This is a genomic window from Bradyrhizobium commune (assembly GCF_015624505.1).
Classification (GTDB): Bacteria; Pseudomonadota; Alphaproteobacteria; order Rhizobiales; family Xanthobacteraceae; genus Bradyrhizobium; species Bradyrhizobium commune.
This window is the reverse complement of the sequence record NZ_CP061379.1, coordinates 2,936,933-2,957,449: the sequence shown is the minus strand read 5'-3', so window position 1 is coordinate 2,957,449 and position 20,517 is coordinate 2,936,933. Positions and strand designations below refer to the sequence as shown.

23 protein-coding genes are annotated in these 20,517 nt (G+C 64.6%); 13 read left to right on the top strand and 10 right to left on the bottom strand.

Annotated elements, in window-relative coordinates; genetic code table 11:
• Positions 1–747 precede the first annotated feature (747 nt).
• On the bottom strand, positions 748–942 hold the full coding sequence (locus IC761_RS13980) for a hypothetical protein (RefSeq protein ID WP_164987853.1): 195 nt from the start codon (positions 940–942) through the stop codon (positions 748–750).
• Between the two features lie 301 nt (positions 943–1,243).
• Positions 1,244–2,227 carry an aldo/keto reductase gene (locus tag IC761_RS13975; protein WP_195803804.1) on the bottom strand — a complete coding sequence of 328 codons (984 nt, stop codon included), beginning with the start codon at positions 2,225–2,227 and terminating at the stop codon, positions 1,244–1,246.
• A 102-nt stretch (positions 2,228–2,329) separates the two neighbouring features.
• On the opposite strand from IC761_RS13975, the gene IC761_RS13970 reads away from it, so the two are divergent.
• The gene (locus IC761_RS13970; protein ID WP_195803803.1) at positions 2,330–3,205 is read left to right on the top strand and encodes a LysR family transcriptional regulator; all 876 of its coding nucleotides are present in this window, start codon (positions 2,330–2,332) and stop codon (positions 3,203–3,205) included.
• Positions 3,206–3,208: 3 nt separating this feature from the next.
• Here the strand turns inward: IC761_RS13970 and IC761_RS13965 are convergent, their stop codons facing one another.
• A complete protein-coding gene (locus IC761_RS13965) occupies positions 3,209–4,270 on the bottom strand; it encodes an RgsD C-terminal domain-containing protein (RefSeq protein WP_195803802.1) in 1,062 nt (353 codons plus the stop codon).
• A 238-nt stretch (positions 4,271–4,508) separates the two neighbouring features.
• On the opposite strand from IC761_RS13965, the gene IC761_RS13960 reads away from it, so the two are divergent.
• On the top strand, positions 4,509–5,528 hold the full coding sequence (locus IC761_RS13960; RefSeq protein WP_195803801.1) for a patatin-like phospholipase family protein: 1,020 nt from the start codon (positions 4,509–4,511) through the stop codon (positions 5,526–5,528).
• A 7-nt stretch (positions 5,529–5,535) separates the two neighbouring features.
• On the opposite strand, the gene IC761_RS13955 is transcribed toward IC761_RS13960, so the two are convergent.
• Both IC761_RS13955 and IC761_RS13950 read right to left on the bottom strand, forming a co-directional pair.
• Entirely contained in the window at positions 5,536–5,964 is a 429-nt protein-coding gene (locus IC761_RS13955; RefSeq protein WP_195803800.1) for a CBS domain-containing protein, read from the bottom strand.
• A gap of 188 nt (positions 5,965–6,152) precedes the next feature.
• The gene (locus IC761_RS13950) at positions 6,153–6,974 is read right to left on the bottom strand and encodes a rhomboid family intramembrane serine protease (RefSeq protein ID WP_195803799.1); all 822 of its coding nucleotides are present in this window, start codon (positions 6,972–6,974) and stop codon (positions 6,153–6,155) included.
• A gap of 453 nt (positions 6,975–7,427) precedes the next feature.
• Here IC761_RS13950 and IC761_RS13945 point away from each other — a divergent pair, with 453 nt between their 5' ends.
• Positions 7,428–7,982, top strand: coding sequence for a PAS domain-containing protein (locus tag IC761_RS13945; protein WP_195803798.1), 555 nt, complete (start codon positions 7,428–7,430; stop codon positions 7,980–7,982).
• 49 nt (positions 7,983–8,031) lie between these two features.
• The gene (locus IC761_RS13940) at positions 8,032–8,457 is read left to right on the top strand and encodes a cupin domain-containing protein (RefSeq protein ID WP_195803797.1); all 426 of its coding nucleotides are present in this window, start codon (positions 8,032–8,034) and stop codon (positions 8,455–8,457) included.
• A gap of 65 nt (positions 8,458–8,522) precedes the next feature.
• On the opposite strand, the gene IC761_RS13935 is transcribed toward IC761_RS13940, so the two are convergent.
• Positions 8,523–8,912, bottom strand: coding sequence for a COG4315 family predicted lipoprotein (locus tag IC761_RS13935; RefSeq protein WP_195803796.1), 390 nt, complete (start codon positions 8,910–8,912; stop codon positions 8,523–8,525).
• A gap of 155 nt (positions 8,913–9,067) precedes the next feature.
• On the opposite strand from IC761_RS13935, the gene IC761_RS13930 reads away from it, so the two are divergent.
• The gene (locus IC761_RS13930) at positions 9,068–9,574 is read left to right on the top strand and encodes a GNAT family N-acetyltransferase (RefSeq protein ID WP_195803795.1); all 507 of its coding nucleotides are present in this window, start codon (positions 9,068–9,070) and stop codon (positions 9,572–9,574) included.
• A 124-nt stretch (positions 9,575–9,698) separates the two neighbouring features.
• On the top strand, positions 9,699–9,998 hold the full coding sequence (locus tag IC761_RS13925; protein WP_195803794.1) for a hypothetical protein: 300 nt from the start codon (positions 9,699–9,701) through the stop codon (positions 9,996–9,998).
• 64 nt (positions 9,999–10,062) lie between these two features.
• Here IC761_RS13925 and IC761_RS13920 read toward each other — a convergent pair whose 3' ends face one another.
• Positions 10,063–12,009: a DEAD/DEAH box helicase gene (locus IC761_RS13920; protein WP_195803793.1), complete on the bottom strand. Its 1,947-nt coding sequence runs from the start codon at positions 12,007–12,009 to the stop codon at positions 10,063–10,065.
• 251 nt (positions 12,010–12,260) lie between these two features.
• Here IC761_RS13920 and IC761_RS13915 point away from each other — a divergent pair, with 251 nt between their 5' ends.
• Entirely contained in the window at positions 12,261–12,764 is a 504-nt protein-coding gene (locus IC761_RS13915; RefSeq protein WP_195803792.1) for a hypothetical protein, read from the top strand.
• Positions 12,765–12,841: 77 nt separating this feature from the next.
• Positions 12,842–13,195, top strand: a complete 354-nt coding sequence (locus IC761_RS13910; protein ID WP_195803791.1) for a cupin domain-containing protein — start codon at positions 12,842–12,844, stop codon at positions 13,193–13,195.
• 7 nt (positions 13,196–13,202) lie between these two features.
• On the opposite strand, the gene IC761_RS13905 is transcribed toward IC761_RS13910, so the two are convergent.
• On the bottom strand, positions 13,203–13,715 hold the full coding sequence (locus tag IC761_RS13905) for a hypothetical protein (protein WP_195803790.1): 513 nt from the start codon (positions 13,713–13,715) through the stop codon (positions 13,203–13,205).
• A 318-nt stretch (positions 13,716–14,033) separates the two neighbouring features.
• On the opposite strand from IC761_RS13905, the gene IC761_RS13900 reads away from it, so the two are divergent.
• Positions 14,034–15,026 carry an ABC transporter substrate-binding protein gene (locus IC761_RS13900; protein ID WP_195803789.1) on the top strand — a complete coding sequence of 331 codons (993 nt, stop codon included), beginning with the start codon at positions 14,034–14,036 and terminating at the stop codon, positions 15,024–15,026.
• A 75-nt stretch (positions 15,027–15,101) separates the two neighbouring features.
• Here IC761_RS13900 and IC761_RS13895 read toward each other — a convergent pair whose 3' ends face one another.
• Together IC761_RS13895 and IC761_RS13890 are read right to left on the bottom strand one after the other, a co-directional pair.
• Positions 15,102–15,569, bottom strand: a complete 468-nt coding sequence (locus IC761_RS13895) for a DUF1801 domain-containing protein (RefSeq protein WP_195803788.1) — start codon at positions 15,567–15,569, stop codon at positions 15,102–15,104.
• A gap of 34 nt (positions 15,570–15,603) precedes the next feature.
• Positions 15,604–16,755 (bottom strand): zinc-binding dehydrogenase, encoded by a 1,152-nt coding sequence (locus IC761_RS13890; protein WP_195803787.1) that lies wholly within the window; start codon positions 16,753–16,755, stop codon positions 15,604–15,606.
• 168 nt (positions 16,756–16,923) lie between these two features.
• On the opposite strand from IC761_RS13890, the gene IC761_RS13885 reads away from it, so the two are divergent.
• The 4 genes from IC761_RS13885 (at position 16,924) to IC761_RS13870 (ending at position 20,344) form a co-directional block, all read left to right on the top strand.
• Entirely contained in the window at positions 16,924–17,862 is a 939-nt protein-coding gene (locus tag IC761_RS13885; RefSeq protein ID WP_195803786.1) for an acyl-CoA desaturase, read from the top strand.
• Entirely contained in the window at positions 17,840–18,331 is a 492-nt protein-coding gene (locus tag IC761_RS13880; RefSeq protein WP_246791511.1) for a GNAT family N-acetyltransferase, read from the top strand. Before IC761_RS13885 ends, IC761_RS13880 begins: the two co-directional genes overlap by 23 nt.
• Before the next feature lie 162 nt (positions 18,332–18,493).
• Positions 18,494–19,663, top strand: coding sequence for an MFS transporter (locus tag IC761_RS13875; protein ID WP_195803785.1), 1,170 nt, complete (start codon positions 18,494–18,496; stop codon positions 19,661–19,663).
• 69 nt (positions 19,664–19,732) lie between these two features.
• The gene (locus IC761_RS13870) at positions 19,733–20,344 is read left to right on the top strand and encodes a PilZ domain-containing protein (protein ID WP_094895511.1); all 612 of its coding nucleotides are present in this window, start codon (positions 19,733–19,735) and stop codon (positions 20,342–20,344) included.
• Positions 20,345–20,517: the final 173 nt, after the last annotated feature.

Sequence of the window (20,517 nt, the reverse complement as noted above, 5' to 3'; positions counted from 1 at the left end):
GCGTCGCTCTTTCAATCCGCATCTCAATCGCAGACACAGCTCCGCCCTCTCGCGGCTCATTTCGCCCGAGCTTTGCTGTTCGCTTCGCCCTCAATTGAAAGAGGGCGCAGGGAAGGCCGGGAGCCGGCTGGCTCCCATTGACCGCTATGCCATGAGTAGGTTGCGCTACACTGCACAGCGGGTAACAGGGCAACCGGAGCATCCCGGCCTTCCCTGCGCGATGGTTGGAACGGCTTATGTCGTGATCTCCCCGGGGAGCGATGCACTATTGCCCCCGTCGCCTTACAGATGACTGACATGCCGGCCCGGTCGGGCCGCACACATCACCGCAAGACTTGACGCACAGACCCCGGGCGTCAGGACCACACGATTTTGCCGTACGCGAGCCGCACCGGTCGTTTGCGCGACGGCCTCGCTCACGGTTGCCCGCCCTGCAAAAACCCTTCGCGCCGATGTGACCCACGTCCACCGCCGCCCGGCCCGCGTTCGTGACGATCGCGATACGCCCCTCTTCCTTGGGCCGGAGTGAGGCGACACATACGCCGTTTCCGAATTTCGGTAAAGTGGAATATTTTTGTGAGCGTGGATTGACCGAGCCTTGGCGTGTTTTGCCTGACGGGCAACGCAAGGTCTCGTAGCCTGGATCGAGCGCAGCGTAATCCGGGATCGCATCCGCGGATGCAAACGTCCCGGATTGCGCTTCGCTCCATCCGGGCTACGGGCTACGGGCTCAACGTGCAACAGCCGCTAATCCTCGCTCGACGCCGCCGAGCGGTTGCGCAAGTAAGCCTGCGACAACAGGAAGAACAAGGCGCGCTCGCCGTGATATTTGGCGGCGGGCCGGGTGCGCTCGAAGCCATCGGCAAAAATCTTGCCGGACTGGTCGCAGACCTGCCATCGCCAACCAAACCGCTTGCGCCTGGTGAGGATCACTTCGAACATGCCGACGGGCTTGGTCCCCTGCTCCGTGCCGGTCTCGCAGGCACGCCTGCGCCAGCCTCCCCGTTAGACGGATGCTCGACATATAGCGCAGCAGGACGGAAAGCGAATGAAATTGATTATCGGAAATGCGTATCTTCCACCGGCTGTGACGAAGTCGCGACGCAGGTGGAATAAGCCGATGCTGCCGGTGTCCCGTTGTCTCTTCGACGCGGCTTGGTAGCGCTGACAGATGTATTCAAAATCAGAACACACAATGAGAACGTCCGGTAAGCGAACGCTCACCGGACGCTCATGTGTGATGTCAGCGGCCGACCCGCGCCTGGAGATGCGCGGGATAGCGGTCGCCTTGCACGGCGACCTTGGCCAGAACCTCTGCAATGGACGCGAGATCCGCGTTCGACAGAGTCACTGAAGCCGCACCGAGATTCTCCTCGAGCCGGTGCAGCTTGGTGGTGCCGGGTATCGGCACGATCCACGGCTTCTGCGCAAGCAGCCAGGCCAGCGCGATCTGCGCCGGCGTCACCTGCTTCGCAGCAGCGATCTCGCCCAGCAGATCCACCAGCGCCTGATTGGATTTTCGTGCGCTCGATGAGAAGCGCGGTACGATATTCCTGAAATCGCTGCTGTCGAACGTCGTGCTCGCATTGATCGCGCCGGTCAGAAAGCCCTTGCCGAGCGGGCTGAAGGGAACGAAGCCGATGCCGAGCTCTTCCAGCGTCGGCAGGATCTCCTGCTCCGGCTCGCGCCACCACAGCGAATATTCGCTTTGCAATGCGGAGACCTGCTGCACCGCGTGCGCACGGCGGATGGTCTGCGCACCTGCCTCGGACATGCCGAAATGCAGCACCTTGCCCTCGCGGATCAACTCTTTCACCGCGCCTGCGGTGTCCTCGACCGGCACATCGGGATCGACGCGGTGCTGATAGAACAGATCGATGCGATCGGTCTTGAGCCGCTTCAGCGCCGCCTCGGCCACGGCCTTGACGTTGGCGGGCCGGCTGTCGAGCCCGGCCTCGACCTTGCCGCCCTTGAAACCGAACTTGGTGGCGATCACCACCTTGTCGCGGAACGGCGCCAGCGCCTCGCCCAGGAGTTCCTCGTTGAGGAACGGGCCGTAGGCCTCGGCGGTGTCGAAGAAGGTCACGCCGCGCTCGAAGGCGGTCCTGATCAGTGTGATCGCCTGTGACGTCTCGATGGCGGGACCATAGCCGTAGCTCAATCCCATGCAGCCGAGGCCGAGGGCCGAGACCTCGAGACCACTCCTGCCCAGTTTGCGTGTCTGCATTTTCAGCGCTCCTTGAAAATCATGTTCGGTGCGAATCTAGGCCGCGCGCGGGCCTGCGATTAGGTGATAAAAGCGGCATGCACTCATGATCTGGATTCATCAATGGCACGCGCCGCCTTTCTCGCCGTCGCCCGCGAACGCAGCTTTACCCGCGCCGCCGCCCAGCTCGGCGTGTCGCAATCGGCGCTGAGCCACACCGTCCGCGCACTCGAGGAGCGCCTCGGCTTGCGGCTCCTCACCCGCACCACCCGCAGCGTCGCGCCGACGGAAGCGGGCGAACGGCTGTTGCGCAATGTCGGCCCGCGCTTCGACGAGATCGATGCTGAACTCTCGGCACTGACCGAGCTGCGCGAGACACCGGCCGGCACCGTCCGCATCACCGCGGGCGAACATGCGGCGCAGACGATCCTGTGGCCGGCGCTCGCAAAGCTGCTCCCGCACTATCCCGACATCAAGGTCGAGCTCGTCGTCGACTACGGCCTGACCGACATCGTCACTGAGCGCTACGATGCCGGCGTGCGTCTCGGCGAGCAGGTCGCCAAAGACATGATCGCGGTACGGATCGGGCCCGAGATGCGCATGGCCGTGGTCGGCGCGCCCGCATATTTCGCCGCGCGGGGCAAGCCGAAGCAGCCACAGGATCTCACCGGGCATAATTGCATCAATCTGCGCCTGCCGACCTATGGCGGGATCTATGCCTGGGAGTTCGAGAAGCGCAGCCGCGCCATGAAGGTGCGGGTCGACGGGCAGCTGGTGTTCAACACCGGCCTGCTGCGGATGAATGCCGTGCTGGCGGGACTAGGTCTTGCCTATATCCCGGAGGACGTCGTCAAGCGCGAGATCGTCGACGGCCGCCTGATCCGCGTGCTCGCCGACTGGTGCGCGCCGTTTGCCGGCTATCACCTCTATTATCCGAGCAGGCGCCAGCCGACGCCAGCGTTTGCCGTGCTGGTCGAGGCGCTGCGGTATCGGAAGTGAGGATTACCGCGCCACGACTTCGACTTCGCCGTCGACGCCGTTGACGACATTGAAGCCGCGTTCGTAGACCTTGCCCTCGTTCTTGGCGATGGCGCGGTATTCGCCTTCGGAGAGCACGACGCGCGGGAAGGCGCCGATCGATTCCTTGATGACGTCGCCGCCGGGCGTCAGCACCGACCAGGCGGTGTTGGCCAGCGCCTCGCCGCCCTTGTCGCTGACGAGCTTCAGCGTAATGACGGCGGCACGGTGCGTGATGGTGACGTCGGTGAGCTTGCCGACCTGGACGCGGATGTCGGAGCGCACCACCGAGTTGGCGTCGCCATAGTTGGAGATGATGTAGTAGGTGCCCTCCGGCAGCAACACGACGTCGCCGGCCGCGACGTTGGGCACCAGCGAGGCGCGCTCGCCGGATTCGAACTGGCTGCCCTTGTAGATCGCGAACGAGATCTGGTTCTGCGGAATGCGGCTGGTGCCGACGCGGCCCTCGATGCGCAGGCCGCCGGCCGGCAGCACGAAAGACTCGCGATCGGTCTCGGCCTTCAGGCTGACGGTGCGCACCGCGCTGACCAGCCCGAAAGCGACGTGCACGACGTAATTGCCGGGCGGCAGCACGATGTTGGGCGTGGCGCTGCGGTCCTCGCGGATCAGCTTGAAGGTGCCGTTCTCGTCGGGCCGGTCGGCAAACACCCGCCAGACCAGGCCGCTGGTGATCGCAGGCGAATCCTTGCCGTATTTGGCGGTGAGCGACAGCACGGCCTGCCCGGGGGCGGCGGCATTCAGCGGGGCTGCCGGCGGCACGGTCGAGAGCGCCGGCGGAATGGTCGGCGAGGCCGGCTGGGTCAGGGTCGGCGGCAGGCTGGGAGGCGCCCCGCCGCCCCCGGACGGCGGCGCCAGGCTGACGGCGCTACCGGGATCCGGGACTGAGGCCGGGGGCACCGGCGGCGGACGATCGGAGAAAAGCTGGGCCTGGGCTGCACCCGGGCCGAGCGCGAGGCACGCCAAGACGACCGGCAGCAGCAATGCGCTGCGCCGCCATCCGATGATGCCGTCACCCCCGAGAGTCATGCCCCCTGCTTTTCACCGAAAACGCGGCAAATTCAAGCCTCTGAAATCCCGTGAAATACGGCGTGATGGAACCCGGATGACGCCTGCGTGATCGATCCCGCGCCAATCGGCCCCCGCCATAGTCCTGCCCCCTGCCTTCCCCAAAGCGGTATAAACCATGCTTCGCCGCTGTTCTGGCGAAGTGCAACAGCAGTGCCTAGTCTGGTGATCCGGCTGGCCCCGGCGTAGGAGAGTTGCGGTGCTGGACATCTTGAGAGGTCGGGGCGTGAACGGCGCCAATGGCGAAAAGGTCGGGCTCGGCAGCATCCGCCGCCCCGTCGTCGGCCTCGCGCTTGGCGGCGGCGCGGCCCGCGGTTTTGCCCATATCGGTATTTTGCGAACGCTGCTCGCCAACGGCATCGTGCCCGATGTCGTGGTCGGCACCTCGATTGGTGCTGCCGTCGGCGGCGCCTATGCGGCCGACCGCCTCGACGCGCTGGAGGAATGGGCACGCAGCCTGCAAGGCATGCGCAACATCCTCGGCTATCTCGATATCCGCCTCAACGGCTCGGGCCTGATCGGCGGCGAGAAGCTCGCGACCCGGCTCGAGGAATCGGTCGGCCAGACCCTGATCGAAGACCTGCCGATGAAGTTCGCCTCCGTTGCGACCGAGGTCCGCACCGGCCACGAGATCTGGCTGACGCGCGGCCGCCTGGTCGAGGCGATGCGCGCCTCCTATGCGCTCCCCGGCATCTTCTCGCCGGTGCTGGTCGGCGACCGCTGGCTGGTCGACGGTGCGCTGGTGAACCCGGTGCCGGTGTCGGCGGCGCGCGCGCTCGGCGCCGAAATCGTCATCGCCGTCAATCTGTCGAGCGACATCTTCACCCATTCCACGACGATCTATTCGCACGGCGCGATGCCCTCGCCGCTCCCTCCCGAGGCGGACGAGACCCCGGCCAAGCGGCGCTTTCCACGCTTCTTCTCGCCGGAGAAGACCGTCAAGCGCGAGTTCTTCGGTACCGCCGGCCGTCCCGGCATCTCCTCGGTGATGGTCGACGCCTTCAACATCATGCAGGACCGCATCACCCGCGCGCGGCTCGCCGGCGATCCGCCGGATCTCCTGATCACGCCAAGGGTCGGCCAGTTCGGCTGGTTCGACTTCCATCGCGCCGAGGACCTGATCGCGCACGGCGTGCGCGCCGCCGAGCGCGCGCTGGACTCGATCCAGGAGACGATCGAGGTGCTGGCGCCCGAGGGCGCGCCGAAACGCAGCGAGTAAGAGCGGCTCAGGCCGTCTTGATGTAGTCGCGCAGGGCTTCCTGCTCGCTCTCGTATTCCTGCACGCGGCGCTTGACGATGTCGCCGATCGAGATCAGGCCGACCACCTTGCCGTTGTCGACGACCGGCAGATGGCGGAACTTGCCTTTGGTCATCATCTCCATCAGCTCGGCGACCGTGTCGGTCTCCTTGCAGGTCACGACCTTGCGGGTCATGACGTCGCTGACGGACTCCTCGAGCGCGCCGGCGCCGCGCTCACCGAGCACGCGCACGATGTCGCGCTCCGACAGGATGCCCTCCAGCCGGCTCTGGTTCATCACCAGCACCGCACCGATCTTCTTCTCACCGAGCAGCTTGACCGCGGCAGCCAGCTTGGCGTCGGGCTCGACGCTCATGATCTGGTGGCCCTTGGTGTTGAGAATGGAACGTACCGTCATCGTCGCCTCCCTGAATCGGAGCCGTCCGCTTTGTGCGGTCCGGACTTGCTTTGGAGTCTTCAACTAACAGTTTGGGCGCCGGTTTCACGCTCAGGCGCTTGTCGAAGCATTGGCTCTACGGGCTTGTCGCTTCGGAACATTCTTCGCGAGAATGATGGATGAAATCGGGCCGCGCCGCAAGCGCTGCTTCAGATACCGCTTGAAATGTCCTGTGATGACGCATCCGCAGCATCGCTTCGCACGCGCGGTACGGGATCGAACAGCGCGAACAGCAACAGGCCTGCGAAGAAGCCGCCGATATGCGCCTCCCAAGCCACGCCCGCGCTGTCGCCCTCGACCCCGATGGCACCGACGCCGAAGATGATGTTGAGGGCGAACCACACCACGAGGAAGCCGACGATCCGCTTGTCGCGCAGCGCCTGCAACAGCGGCTGCGCCGGAACTTTGGCCGCAGTATCGGCATCCGAACGGCTGAACGACAGGAAGCTGCCGCGCACGAACGCAAACCGGATCGCCGCGGCCATGGCGCCCGACACCGAGGCCGAGGCGCCGATCATCGGCACCACCGCATGCTCATGGGTGACGAGATGGGCGAGCGCGCCGGCCGCCGCCGTCACCGCCAGGAACACGAAGAACCGCACCGCACCAAACCGCCGCGCCAGCGCGCTGCCGAACGGCAGCAGCCACAGCACGTTGAAGGCGAGATGGGTGAGATTGGCGTGCAGCAGCGAATAGGTGACGAAGGTCCAGACCTTGGCTCCGGTGCCGCCCGGGATCTGCAAATTGGCCAGCGAGGCATCGTAGCGCTTCGGGATGAAGCCGAACACGTCGATGGTCCAATTCTCCAGTTCCGGCGGCAGCAGCACCCGCAAATGGATCACCGCCAGCAGAACGACATAGGCCGTCAACGCCGTCGGCAGCGTCAGGATCGGCTCGTGCGGAGCGCGCACGACGGCGACCGGCTCTTCCGGCGAAGGATCTTGCGACGGAGGTTGTGGCGGGGAATCCAAGATGGCTTCGCTTTCAGGCGCGATATGAGCAACAGCTTTGGAGATAGTCGCCTTTACCCACCCGGTGCAAGTGCACAAAAGGAAAAGGCAGGGCCCTGGGAAAGCCCTGCCTGTCCGTGTCGATCTTCCGGCAGCCGGAGAGACAAGGAGTATCCCCACCCCTCCCCGCGGCCCGTGACCAAACTGTTTGACGCCCGTGTACAGGCCCCGCCGAGAACCTGGATGAAAGCGGCGCGGCTTGCGACCGCGGTGACCATAGCAGGCGCGCTCGCGACGCAAAGCGCATAGTTAATTTAACGTTAACGACGCAAAGGCGTGGGCCCTGGGGCCGAAAACGCCTCCGCGGCATGGACGCTGCAAATCCCCTCCTGCACAACAACAAAGGGATCTTGGGTGCACTGAAGCGGGACAGGTTTGTCCCACGAGGTTGCGCCCCGGGGTGAGCGTTCAGTCATGAAACATCCGTCGAGCCGCGCGTTCTTCGCGTATTGGGACAAGAAGCGCGGCACTGCGCGGGCACCGGACAGGGCCGATATCGACCCTGCCGCCGTGCGCGAGCTCCTGGGCGACATCTTCGTGCTGGCGAGCGAGCCCAAGCTCGGCTTTCCATTCCGCGTCGCCGGCACCCGCGTCTGCGCGCTGGCCGGCCGCGATCTGAAGGATCAGAGTTTTGCGGCGATGTTCACCGAAGCCAGCCGCGGCGAGATCGAGGAAATCGCAACCATTGTCGCCGACGAAACGCTCGGCGCCATCGCCGGCCTCACCGCCGCGCGCGAGGACGGCAGCAAGGCGCATCTCGAGCTCTTGCTGCTCCCCTTCAACGCCCGCCCGCACACGCCGGTCAGCGTCACCGGCGTGCTCGCGCCGTTCGACGACGAATGCGGCGCGCTCGGCCCGTTCACCGTCACGTCCTGGCGCTATCTGCACCAGCCGGAGAAGCTGTTGCCGCGCGCCATCCGCAAATTGCAGATCGCGCGCGGGTTGATGGTGTATGAGGGGCTGCGGTAGGCCTGCGCGCCGACGTAACCTCGAAGTCACCCCCACCTGGACCAAGGCCATGTCTGACACGATCGATTTCGGCGCTCTCCGACTGAAATTCCTACACAGCAAAGACGACACTGGCGGCAGCGTCGACGTGTTCGAAATGACGTTGCAGCCGAATGCGCGGATGCCAATCCCGCATTATCATGACCGTTGGGATGAGACGGTCTACGGACTTGGCGGCATCTCGACCTGGACGATCGACGGCAAGGAGATCGAGGTCGGCCCGGGCGAATCCGTTTTCATCAGGCGCGGCATCGTGCACGGCTTCACCAACCGGTCAGCCGGGCCTGCAACGTGCCTGTGCATGCTGAGCCCCGGCGTGCTTGGACCGCAATATTTCAGGGAGATGGCGGCGCTGCTGTCGGCAGGGACGCCGGACCCGGCGCGGATGAAAGAGACGATGCTGCGCTACGGCCTGGTACCGGCGCCGCCCGCCTAGACCACGCGCGGCCCGAGGACGGGCTGCCTTGCACAGCCCGTCCCGCACGTCTCGGAGATCGCTTATTATGGCATCGCCAGATGCCAGGCACCGTTCAGAAAGCCGTCGCCAGTGATGTCGCCGGGCTTGGTGTCCTTGGCGAAGGTGTAGAGCGGCTTGCCCTTGTAGGCCCATTGCTTGGAGCCGTCGTCGCGGGTGATGATGGTGTAGCTGTCACCAGGCGCGTCGCTCGCCTCGGCCTTCAGGACCGGCCAATTTGTCGCGCACGGACCGTTGCAGGCCGACTTGCCGTCCATGTCCTTGTCGAAGGTGTAGAGCGACATGCCCTTGGCGTCGGTGAGCACGTTGCCCTTGTCGGTCTTGCCGGTCTTGGTCGGGGGTGCCGCCAACACCGCGGGGATGACCGCGAGGGACGCAACGAGCGTGAGCGCGAGGCGGATCGGGGAATTCGTCATGGTGTCTCCTGTCATGCAATTGGTTTGCAAATTCGGTTTGCATGGGTAGGACGCCGCGCGACGCGTCGTATTCCTCGGAACGCCTCGAAGAAATTTTTCGCTGCACGCATCGGGGCCGCGGAATAAATTGCGATGGTTGAGATGGAACGATCGGGATGAGCAAGCCGCACTGGCGCCGCGCACACGCCGCCGACCTGCCCGCGATCAACGCGATCGCGGCGCGAATTCATCCCGACCTGCCCGAGCGTCCAGAAGTCTTCGCGGAGAAGATGCGGCTCTCTCCGGATGGCTGTCTCGTGCTTGACGCGGAGAATGAGATCGCAGGCTACGGCCTCTCGCATCCCTGGATGCAGTATCAGATCCCGCCGCTCGATGGCTTGCTGGGAAAATTGCCTGATGCTGCGGACTGTCTCTATGTGCACGACGTCGCCGTGCTGCCCGATGGTCGCGGCGGCACGGCGCGCGCTTATGTCGCGGCGATCGTGAGCTCCGCGCGATCATCCGATATCGCGACGCTTGCGCTGGTCTCGGTCTACGCCACGCGACCGCTGTGGGAGCGTCTCGGCTTTCGCGCCGTGACGGCGGATGCGGCGCTGCGCGCCAAGCTCGCATCCTATGGCGACAACGCGACTTACATGCTGCGCGATCTCGCAGGCATGTAGCTCCCCTCCCCGGTCCGGCTCACGCTGGCGTGAACCCGAACGTCTCGAACCGGTTTCGGCAAGCGTCCGTCGAAGAATTGTGCGAGCCGTCCCCGTCTCGCCGAACCGAGACTGGAGAATTTTCATGAAACCCACATTATCGAAAGTTGCCTTGATTGCATTCGTTGCGACGACCGCGTTCAGCGCAACCAGCGCCAACGCGCTGCAGCTGCGCGGTTATGGCTGCGACCTCGCCTACTTCGAGGGTTGCAGCATCCGCATCGAAGAGCCGCAGGCCGCGGCACGTCGCCCCGTCCTTCGCGTCGACACGTCGCCGACCTACATGAAGCAGTCCGATCCCCGCTACAATTCGGCGATGCGTGACGCCGGCGGTGGTGGCGGCGGAGGCGGTGGTGGTGGCGGCGGTGGCGGTGGCGGCCGCTGAGCTCAAAACTCTTGCAGTGGCGCCGCTGGCTCATGCCGGCGGCGTTCGCATCTCAGCCGACGCATCAGCCGCGGCGCTTCTTCTTGGCCTTTTTGCCGAATGCACCCTTCGCAGGCCACGCCGTGACCGACGGTTCGGCATGGCCTGGCTTGTTGTGATGCTTGCCCTTCTTTCCAAACGCCGGCCCGTCACCGAATTTCGCGCCGCCGTCGCGGTCGGGCTTGCCCGGCTTCTTCGGCCCTGTCGCGGCACGCGGATGATCGCTGCGATGCGCGCGATCATCCGCCTCGCGAGCCTCGCGCCGCGGCGCGTGCGGCCGCTTGTCGGAAGCTGCCTGCGACTGCGGCGCATCTGCCATCGCCTCGATTCGGATGCTGTCTTCCTTGTCCGGACGCTTGACCTTGGCCGCGAAGGAGGCCGCGACGCGCTCGGAAATCTCAAACTCGGTGGTGGTGTCCATGACCTTGATCGCACCGATGTCGCGCTTGTCGATGCCGCCACGGCGGCAGATCATCGGCAAGAGCCAGCGCGCCTCGGCATTCTTGCGGCGCCCGATGGCGGCCCGGAACCACACGGTGGGCTCTGCCATATCGTGCTTCGCCGACGATTTCACCGATTTCGGTCGGGGCCTCTCGGAGCGATCGTCGCCACGCGGTGCGCGATCGTCGCGGTGACGATCGTCGCGCGGCCGGCCACTTCGCTCGCCCGGATCGATAATGTCTTCAGGCGACGGCAGCCGCGCGCGATAAAGCCGCGCGAGTGCTGCGGCGATGTCCTCGGCCGACCGCTCGGCCAGCAAGGCCTGCGCCAGCACCAGATCGTCGGCGGTCGTCTCCTCGGTGAACAGCACATCCTTCATGCGCTCATGATCGAGCTTGCGAATGTCGTCCGCCTGGGGTGCCGTGCCCCAAACCGCGTCGATACCGGACAAATTCAGCAGCACCTCCGCGCGCCGCCGTCGTACGGGCGGCACCAGCAGGACGCTTGTGCCCTTTCGGCCCGCGCGGCCGGTGCGGCCCGAGCGATGCTGCATGACCTCCGGATCATTTGGCAGGTCGGCGTGAATGACGAGGTCGAGGCTCGGCAGATCGATACCGCGCGCGGCGACGTCGGTCGCCACACAGACACGGGATCGCCCGTCCCGCAGCGACTGGAGCGCCGTCGTGCGCTCGTTCTGGGTCAACTCGCCTGACAGCGCGACCACGGAGAAGCCGCGCTCCAGCAGCGCGGACTGCAAATGCCTGACCGCATCGCGCGTGTTGCAGAACACCAGCGCGCTCGGCGCCTCGAAGAAGCGCAGCACGTTGACGACGGCATGCTCGACATCGCCAGGCGCGATCCGGATGGCGCGGTACTCGATATCGGCGTGACCGCCCTCGTCGCCCGCGACCTCGATCCGGAACGCATCCTGCTGATACTGCTTGGCCAGCGCCACGATGCCGCGCGGGAACGTCGCCGAGAACAGCAGCGTGCGGCGCGTCTCCGGCGTGGTCTCGAGGATGAACTCCATGTCCTCGCGAAAGCCGAGATTGAGCATCTCGTCGGCCTCGTCGAGGACGACAACCTTCAATTCCGAGGTGTCGAGGCGGTTGCGCCGCAGATGATCGCAGAGCCGCCCCGGCGTACCGACCACGATGTGGGCGCCCGCGGCCAGCTCGCGCTGCTCGCGGCGCGGATCCATGCCGCCGACGCAGGAGACCACGCGCGCTCCAGCATGCTCATAGAGCCATGTCAGCTCGCGCTGGACCTGCAACGCGAGCTCACGGGTCGGCGCCACGATCAGGGCCAGAGGTGCTGCGGCCTGCTCGAACCGCTCGGCGTCATCAAGCAGGTCCTTGGCCATGGCCAATCCGTAAGCAACCGTCTTGCCCGAGCCGGTCTGAGCCGACACCAGGAGATCGCGGTCGACGGCATCGTCGCCGAGGACGGCGAGCTGAACCGGGGTCGGTGAATCGTAGTTGCGCTCGGCCAGGGCGCGGGCGAGCGGCGGACTTGTGGTCGGAAAGGACACGAGATGGAAAACCTTGGTTGGTCCAGGCGCGGAACGTTGAGCCGCGAGACCTGAAGCTATGTGCGGCAGTGGGCCCGGCCGCATGCTGGCGATTTGGATTTGGGAGGCTCTTTACGCCAAGCGTGGGCAAATCGCCATGCCTATGATGCATGGCTTTGCAGAAAGACGCGCTTTGACCGGGAGGTTGCGGCGGATTTTTACCGCCACATTCCCTTAACCTCGACGCCACCGGACCTGCCAGGAATGACCGCGTGACCTCCTCCGCCGAACGCCAGTGTGGCGACTGCACGCTCTGCTGCAAGGTGATGGCCATCGAGGCGCTGGCCAAGCCCGCAAATGTGTGGTGCCCGCGTTGCAGCCCCGGCCGCGGTTGCGCGATCTACGCCGCCCGGCCGGACGAATGCGCAAGCTTCAACTGCCTCTGGCGCGTCAACGATCTTCTCGACGACCGATGGAAGCCGAGCCGGTCCAAGCTGGTCCTGACCACGTCGGATGACGGCATCGAGATCCGCTGCGATCCCGGCTTTCCCAACGCCTGGCGGAAAGAGCCCTACGCCAGCGAGATCCGCGCCTGGGCGGCGGAAGGCGGGACCAACGACATGACGGTGGTCGTGATCGTCGGCCAGCGCATGATCCTGGTCACGCCGGAGCGCGAGTTCGATCTTGGCATCGTCGGGCCGGATGAGCGCATCGTGCGGGAGCTGGAGGGCACCAAGGTGGTGCGGGCGACGGTGACGAAGGCAAGCGAGATGTGACGCTTCGAACCCTTGCTCGCCGAGGGGCTCGATCCCAAATCGTCTCTCGACCGGATCAAACGCAACGGAGATGGGATATGAGCGACAAGATCGCGCTGGCCGACAAGCTATCGACCTTCCACGACCATTGGTCTCCGCGGACCATCACGACCTTCAACGATTGCGACGTGATGGTGGTGAAGGTGAAGGGCGAATTCACCTGGCACAAGCACGACGACACCGACGATTTTTTTCTGGTGCTGAAAGGCATCCTGGACATCGAGCTGCGCGACCGCACGGTCACGCTGGGTCCGGGCGAGCTTTTCGTCGTGCCCAAAGGGGTCGAGCATCGCCCGGTGGCGCGTGAGGAGGTGCACCTTCTGCTGATCGAGCCGACCGGCACGCCGAACACCGGGGATCGCGCGACGGCCGCATCGCGCAAGCTTGCCTGAACCCGGCCTAATCCCGAAATGTTGCCAATCTGCTGAAGCCGCCGGCAAGCCATGCCCTCGCCTGCGCCATCATATCTCGCGCCGCACCGCTCAGGGCCCGGATCGCACGCCAGGCTTCGGTGGCTTGCAGCCAGGCCCTGGCTTCGGTGAATCTCGCATAGGCCCAGGCGAAGGCCGGGATCGTCATCAGCTTGTCCCGCGTGAGGCTGAACAGGCGCTCGACCAGGACGAGCTTCAAAAGCTCGCCGATGATGAACGTCACAGCGGCACTCAGCACCTGTCCTGTTGCGGCGAGGTAGGCCGCCACCGGCTTGATGGGCTCCAGCAGGATGACGGGAACCGAAAACAGACAAAGCGAGGGATATGGCGGGAGCGACCGGATCCAGGCCCGCAATCGCTTGAACTCCAGATGCCGCGCCATCCAGCGCGAGATCGGCGCGGCTATGGCGGCAAAAATCGCATCGACCAGGAAGTAAATGGCGGCGAGCAGATAAGTGACGGGTTTCAGGATGCGCTTCATGGCTGTCTCCCGCACAGTGAAAGCCGGAACCCGGGCCTAAGTTTCACCTCCACGTGAATATCCCGCGGCTTCCTCATGAAACTTTTGCGCCTCTGGCATGGCAGCGGCGCGGCCGGCGGTATCCGGCTAGGACGTAGACCCGCAAGCGCGGAGCCTCAGCCGGAGGAACTTTTCGCAACGACTCAATCGGGCGCTTGGCCGCTCCGAACAAGCGAGCACTACAATCCCGGTGATCTCGCCGCCCATAGACGGTGAGCATAGTTAAGCGTTCCTGGATTGGGCCGGATATACTAAGACCGCATCAGGTCGGGGGCTGATATGGAACGTCGGGCATTCATCGGGATTGCGGCAGCAGGGGCTGCTTGGCCTCTTTTGGCGCGCGCACAGCAGAATGTGACGAGCGCAAAAATCAATCGAGTTGGTGTCCTCTGGCACGCCAGTAATGCCGATGAAGAGAAGGTCTATTTGGATGTCCTGACGAAGGCGTTCAGCGATCTTGGCCATGTCGAGGGCAAGAACATCGAGTTCCTTCACCGATTTCCCGCCGAGCAGCCGGAACAGTTTCGTAAGCTTGCACGCGAGCTTGCCGCGGACAAGGTCGACGCAATTGTCGCCGTGACTGCGTTGGGCGCAAAGGAGGCTAAACAGGCGACAAGCACCATTCCAATCGTATTTGTCATCGTGTCCGACCCAGTCGGTGGCGGTCTTGTCGAGAGTCTTGCGCGCCCCGGGGGCAACGCCACGGGTCTCTCGCTCATGGCGGTCGACCTGAGCGGGAAACGTTTGGCGTTGTTGAAGGAGGCGGTTCCGCACCTGTCGCGTGTAGCACTCTTGGTGGATAACACCGATCAATTCGCGCAGCGCGCGGTCAAGGCCAATCAGGCGGCGGCCGAAGCGCTTGGCATTTCGTTGTGGCCAGCTGAGGTATCGACGCCCGATGACATTGAGCCTGCGTTCTCCAAAATTGCTCACACCCGTGCCGACGGTGTAATTTTGGGAGCCGGATCGATGCTATTTAATGAGCGAACACGTATTGGTTCATCGGCTCTGGCACACAGATTACCGGCGCTGTCATTTATCGCGGAGATGGTCCCACACGGACTCCTGCTGTCGTACGGACAGGATTTCCCCGATTTCTTTCGCCGCGCAGCGGCCGACGTCGACAAGGTACTGAGAGGCGAAAAGCCTGCAGATATACCGGTTGAACAGCCTACGCGGTTCAAATTGGCTCTGAACCTGAAGACCGCCAAGGCGCTCGGCCTCAGCATATCGCCATCACTTCTGGCGACTGCCGACGAGGTGATCGAATAGGACGCGCAACCTCCGTTGTTGGCCCATCGCGGCATATTTCGCTGCCGCACTAACTTGCTGCTATAGGGGCCTAGACTAGGACCCCTGCATATACCGAACCGGGTTTTCGGGATCCGCCGCGAAGACGCCCGCGGCTGCGGCGAACAATGACGACGCTGCGGCCACGTTCAGATCATCGAACCGTTCGAAACTGAAATTGTTGTGGCCTGATCTCAGCTCGCCGAGCGTTCCGGCGTAGCCCTTGACGATCGGCGCGCCCGCCTTTGTCACCGCCACATAGACGCTGACGTAATTCTTCTGGAGCGCGACGCCGATGACAGGCCATTCAATCGTGCTGCCCGATTTGATCGTGTAGCGAAACCTGCCGTATCCAATCATCTTCATGCGCATGCCGGCTTCGCCAGCCGGCGTGCCCTTGTGAAAATAGCGCTTCAGGCCTGGAGCAGCCTTGCGTATCACCTGATGCAGCCGGACGAGATCGGACTTCCGCCCGGCATCGAAGTTGAGATAGGCCTCGAGGCTGTCCGCTTCGACCCGGTACATCAGGCGCTTCTCAAGAGAATCGGTCGTCCGTTGATCACTCCACCAATTCCGGCCACGGCACGATAGTCGACTTCACCGTCCTCATCGCGATGGCGTCGTTGACCGCCTGCGCGACGCCTGCTTCCGTGAACGGATAGATCGTCTGCATCTTCAGCCACGGATATTTGTCGCGCGTGCGGTAGAGCATGTCGACGCCGAGCGGCAGGTCGTTGGCCGTAAAGCCCCAGGATCCCAGCACGTTGAGGTCCTTGGTGCAGATGCGGTGCCATGACGTGTCGATCGAGCCGGCGTCGGTGAACTGGCCCATCTCGACATAGGTGCCGCCGTCGCGCAGCATTTCGATGCCCTCGGGGCCGGCGGTCGGATGACCCGAGCAGTCCATCACCAGATCAGCCCCGAAGCCGCCCACGATCTCGCGCACGCGTGCGATGCGATCTTGCGGTGTCTTGAGCTCCTCGATGTTCACCGTCGCCTCCGCGCCGAGCTCCCGCGCAAGCTTGAGCCGCGGCTCCTCCGGCGCACCGACGCAGATCACGCGCCCTGCCCCCATCTCCTGTGCGGCGGCGACCGCGAGAATGCCGATCGGGCCAGAGCCCTGGATCACCACCGTATCACCCCAAGTAAAACCGCCGGCGCGACTGGCGCGGTTGAAAGCGCGGATGCAGGACGTCAGCGGCTCCGACAGCGCGCCGAGGCGCAGCGACATGTCGTCGGGCAATTTGTAGATCTTGGTGCCCGGCAACATGTCGAGATCGACATAGACATATTCGGCCCAGCCGCCCCACATGTGAGGCGCCTTGTCATAGCCGAGATAGCGGCCGTAATAGACCGGCGTCAGGCATTTGTTGGCGGTCTGCGGATAATGGATGCAGTAATAGCAGCGCCCGCAGGGCATCAGCGGCGGGATCATCACCTTGGAGCCGACGGCGAGCGGCTTGCTCATAAAATCCTCGGTGAACTCGTCGCCGCATTCGACGATGACACCGCCGAGCTCGTGGCCGAGCGTGAACGGCCAGGGCAGCGGCTTCGGCCAGTGACCTTTGAGAATGTGGAGATCGGTGCCGCAGACGCCGCAGGCGCCGATCTTGATCAGCGCGGCCTTCTTGCCGACCTTCGGCCACGGCACGGTCTTGATCACGGGCTCACTGCCCGGCCCAGCGTGGGTGCAGACGCGGATGGATTCCATGGCTGTTTCCTCGATGCCCGCTTTGTTATGATTGGTGCGGGCTGAGATCAGCCTATGTCAGCCGTGCGACGTTGCAAATACCAACGCGACCGTTGACACGCCGCAGTTGTATCCGCAGGCTGCACATACCGAGGCGGACCTGCTTCGGACCTCCGCCGGGATCAGACCATGGAATTGCGACCGGGCTCGGAACGAATTGTCGTCACGCCGGACACCGATCCGCTGCACGGCACTGTGCAATGGGCCCCGGGGAAATCGCTGTGGCTGGCGGGCATGACGGCCGCAGCTCTCGTGCTTGGACCGACCTGCTTCTCCTGGTCGGCATTCGCGCTGTTCATCACAACCAGCGCCGTCACGCTTTGCTGCGGACATTCCGTCGGCATGCATCGCAAGCTGATCCATGCGAGCTTCGATTGCCCGCTCTGGCTCGAACATGTCCTCGTCTATCTCGGCACGCTGGTCGGCATGGCCGGTCCGTTCGGCATGATCCGCCTGCACGATTTCCGCGACTGGGCGCAACGCCAGCCTGCGTGCCACGATTATTCCCGCCATGGTGCGGGCTTCTGGCGCGATGCATGGTGGCAATTGCATTGCCGGTTGGCATTGCGCCATCCGCCAGATTTCAGGCTCGAGCCACGACTTGCCAACGATCGGTTCTACGCCTTCGTCGAGCGCACATGGATGTTGCAGCAATTGCCGTGGGCCGCGCTCTTCTTCGCGACGGGCGGACTCGACTGGGTCGTTTGGGGCATTTGCGTGCGAGTGAGCGTCTGCGTCACCGGACACTGGCTGGTCGGCCACTTCTCCCACACCCAAGGCAATCAGGTCTGGATCGTCGATGGCGTCGCCGCACAAGGCTATAACGTCCGCCTCGCGGCGCTGATCAGCATGGGCGAGAACTGGCACAACAATCATCACGCCTATCCGGGCTCGGCGAAGATGGGGCTATTGCCAGGACAGGTTGATCCGGGCTGGTGGTTGATCAGATCGTTTGAGGCTGTCGGACTCGTCTGGAATGTCAGGACTCCGGATAATTTGCCAGAGCGGCCTGGTCTGCGGAGGCTCACAGGCGCAGAATTGCGCGATGAGGTCGCCGATGCTGCGTGACTATCGCGCGGACGATGCCGAAGCGATTGTGCGCGTCGCGCTGGCGGCCTTTGCGCAATTCGAGCAGCATTATTCCGACTGGCCGCTGTTTACGACCCATGTCGCGAAGATGCCGGAGCTTGCCAAGACCGGCGAGATCATCGTTGCCGAGGATGGTGGGCGCATCGTCGGCGCCGTCGCCTATGTCGGCCCGCAAGCGCCGAAGCCGGCCTTCTTCGATCCGGCCTGGCCTGTCGTCCGCATGCTGGTGGTCGATCCGGAGGCACGCGGCAAAGGCATCGGCCGGCAATTGACCGAAGAATGTCTGCGCCGCGCCGAGCGCGACCAGGCGGGCGTGATCGCGCTGCATACGACGCCGATCATGACGGTCGCGCTGCCGATGTATCTGCGCATGGGATTTGCCAGGGTTGGCGAGGCGCCGGATATTCTGGGCGTACCGTATGCGGTTTACGTGAAGAGGCTGGGCTAGGCGCATATTCTTAACCCGCATGAGCTGGTGCAGTTGAACGCGCCGCGCGACATCCGCGGCCGCGTCATCGGCCTCAACAACATGGCCACAGCCTGACGCAGGCCGTTGACTCCCGCATCCCGCCACCGCACGCTTGTGGCAAGCCGCTGGGGAGATGAGACGGTGCGTAATCGCTGGGCCATTCTTGCGATCCTGTTCTTTGTCCGCCTCACCATCGCGTTCCAGTTCCAGAGCGTGGCCGCGGTCGCGCCGCTGCTGGAAAAGACCTTCAACGTCGGCCTCGCCGATATCGGCCTCCTGATCGGGCTCTATTTCACCCCCGGAATCGTGCTAGCGCTGCCGGGCGGCGCGATCGGGCGAACCCTTGGCGACAAGCCGACGACGATCGCGGCCCTGCTGTTGATGATTGCGGGCAGCCTCGTGATGGCCACGACCGGCATCTGGGGCTTGCAGATGGCCGGCCGGCTTGCCTCCGGCGGCGGCGGCGTGCTGCTGACAGTGCAGCTCACCAAGATGGGCGCCGACTGGTTTGCGGGCAAGGAGATCGCAACCGCCATGGCGATCTTCGTCAGCTCCTGGCCGACCGGCGTTGCGATCGCGCTGTTGGTGCTGCCGGCGATCGGCACCGCCCATGGCGCCGGCGCGGTGTTCCTGGCGGCAGCCGCACTGACCGCGATCGGAATCGTGCTGACCTTGTTCTATCAGCCGCCACCGGCCGCAAGCGCAGTCAAAGCCGCAGCGCCGACGCGGCTCGATCCGCTCGCGCTGCTCGCCGTGATCGTGGCCGGCGCGATCTGGGGCCTCTTCAATGTCGGCTTCGCCATGATCTTCTCGTTCGGCCCGTCGCTGCTGGCCGAGCGCGGCTGGAGCATCGCAGCCGCAGGCTCTGCGGTCAGCCTCGTGCTCTGGCTGTCGGTGATCTCGGTGCCATCAGGCGGCTTCATCGCCGACCGGACCGGGCGGCCGCTGACGCTGGCGATTGCCGCGAGCCTCGCGGTAGCTATCTTGCTGGCGTGGCTGCCCCGGTCGGATACGGTGCTCGCGATCCTGGTCCTGATCGGCCTGATCAGCGGCCATCCCGCAGGCCCAATCATGAGCCTGGCGCCCCGCGTGCTCGCGCCGGAGACCCGCGCCATCGGGATGGGTGTGTTCTACACTCTCTTTTATGCCGCGATGATGCTGGGGCCGGCCATCGCAGGCCGGCTCGCCAAATCGGCTGGGACCGCCGCAGCCGCCCTCGACCTGGGTGCGCTCGCGATCCTCGCCTGCCCGCCGCTGATGTGGCTTTTCGAGCGCATTGTGTCTGTCCGTGATCGCCGCGCCAAATCATAACGCGGCATTAACCCTATGCACCTTAGGGTCATCCCGGACTCCGCCCGGGCGGGGGGTCGGGTAGTGAAGATGGCGTTGGCGAACAAAAAATTTCTTCCGGCCGCCGAGGAACGTCGGCGTTTCCAGCGGGTCAAGGTGCACCTGCTCGGCCGTTACATGCTGCCGGATCGCCGTGAATTCCCCTGCCAGGTGATCAACATGTCGCCCGGGGGCCTCGCGTTGCTCGCGCCCGGCATCGGCAATGTCGGCGACCGCGTGGTCGCCTATCTCGACCATATCGGCCGGGTCGAGGGCAAGATCACCCGGATCATCGACAACGGCTTCGCCATGACGGTCGGGGCGACGCCCCGCAAGCGCGACAAGCTCGCGGCGCAGCTGACCTGGCTTGCCAACCGCGACATCCTCAATCTGCCGGAGGATCGCCGCCACGACCGTATCGTGCCGCGCAACCCGATCGCGGTGCTGACGCTCGAGGACGGCACCAAGATGACCTGCCGCATCATCGACCTGTCGCTGTCGGGCGCTGCCATTGCGGCGGAGAACCGGCCGCCGCTGAAATCGACGGTTCTGCTCGGCCGGGTGCAGGGCCGCGTGGTCCGAAACCTCGAAGACGGCTTCGCGCTGGAATTCGTCCACGCCCAGCCGATCGAGACACTCGAAGAGAGCGTTACCGCGCGGTAAAGCGCGGGCGCGCCAAAACCTCGATATTTCCAGCCTCAAAGGCGGCTCCGCGATGCGGATGCCGCCTTTTTCATGCGCAACGACGCGCCCCGCGCGGGTTAACGCGCGCCCGCTCGCGTGCGGAAACGCCAGTTCCGCCAGCGTTTCCGCGTTAACTCCTACAATTTGAATCA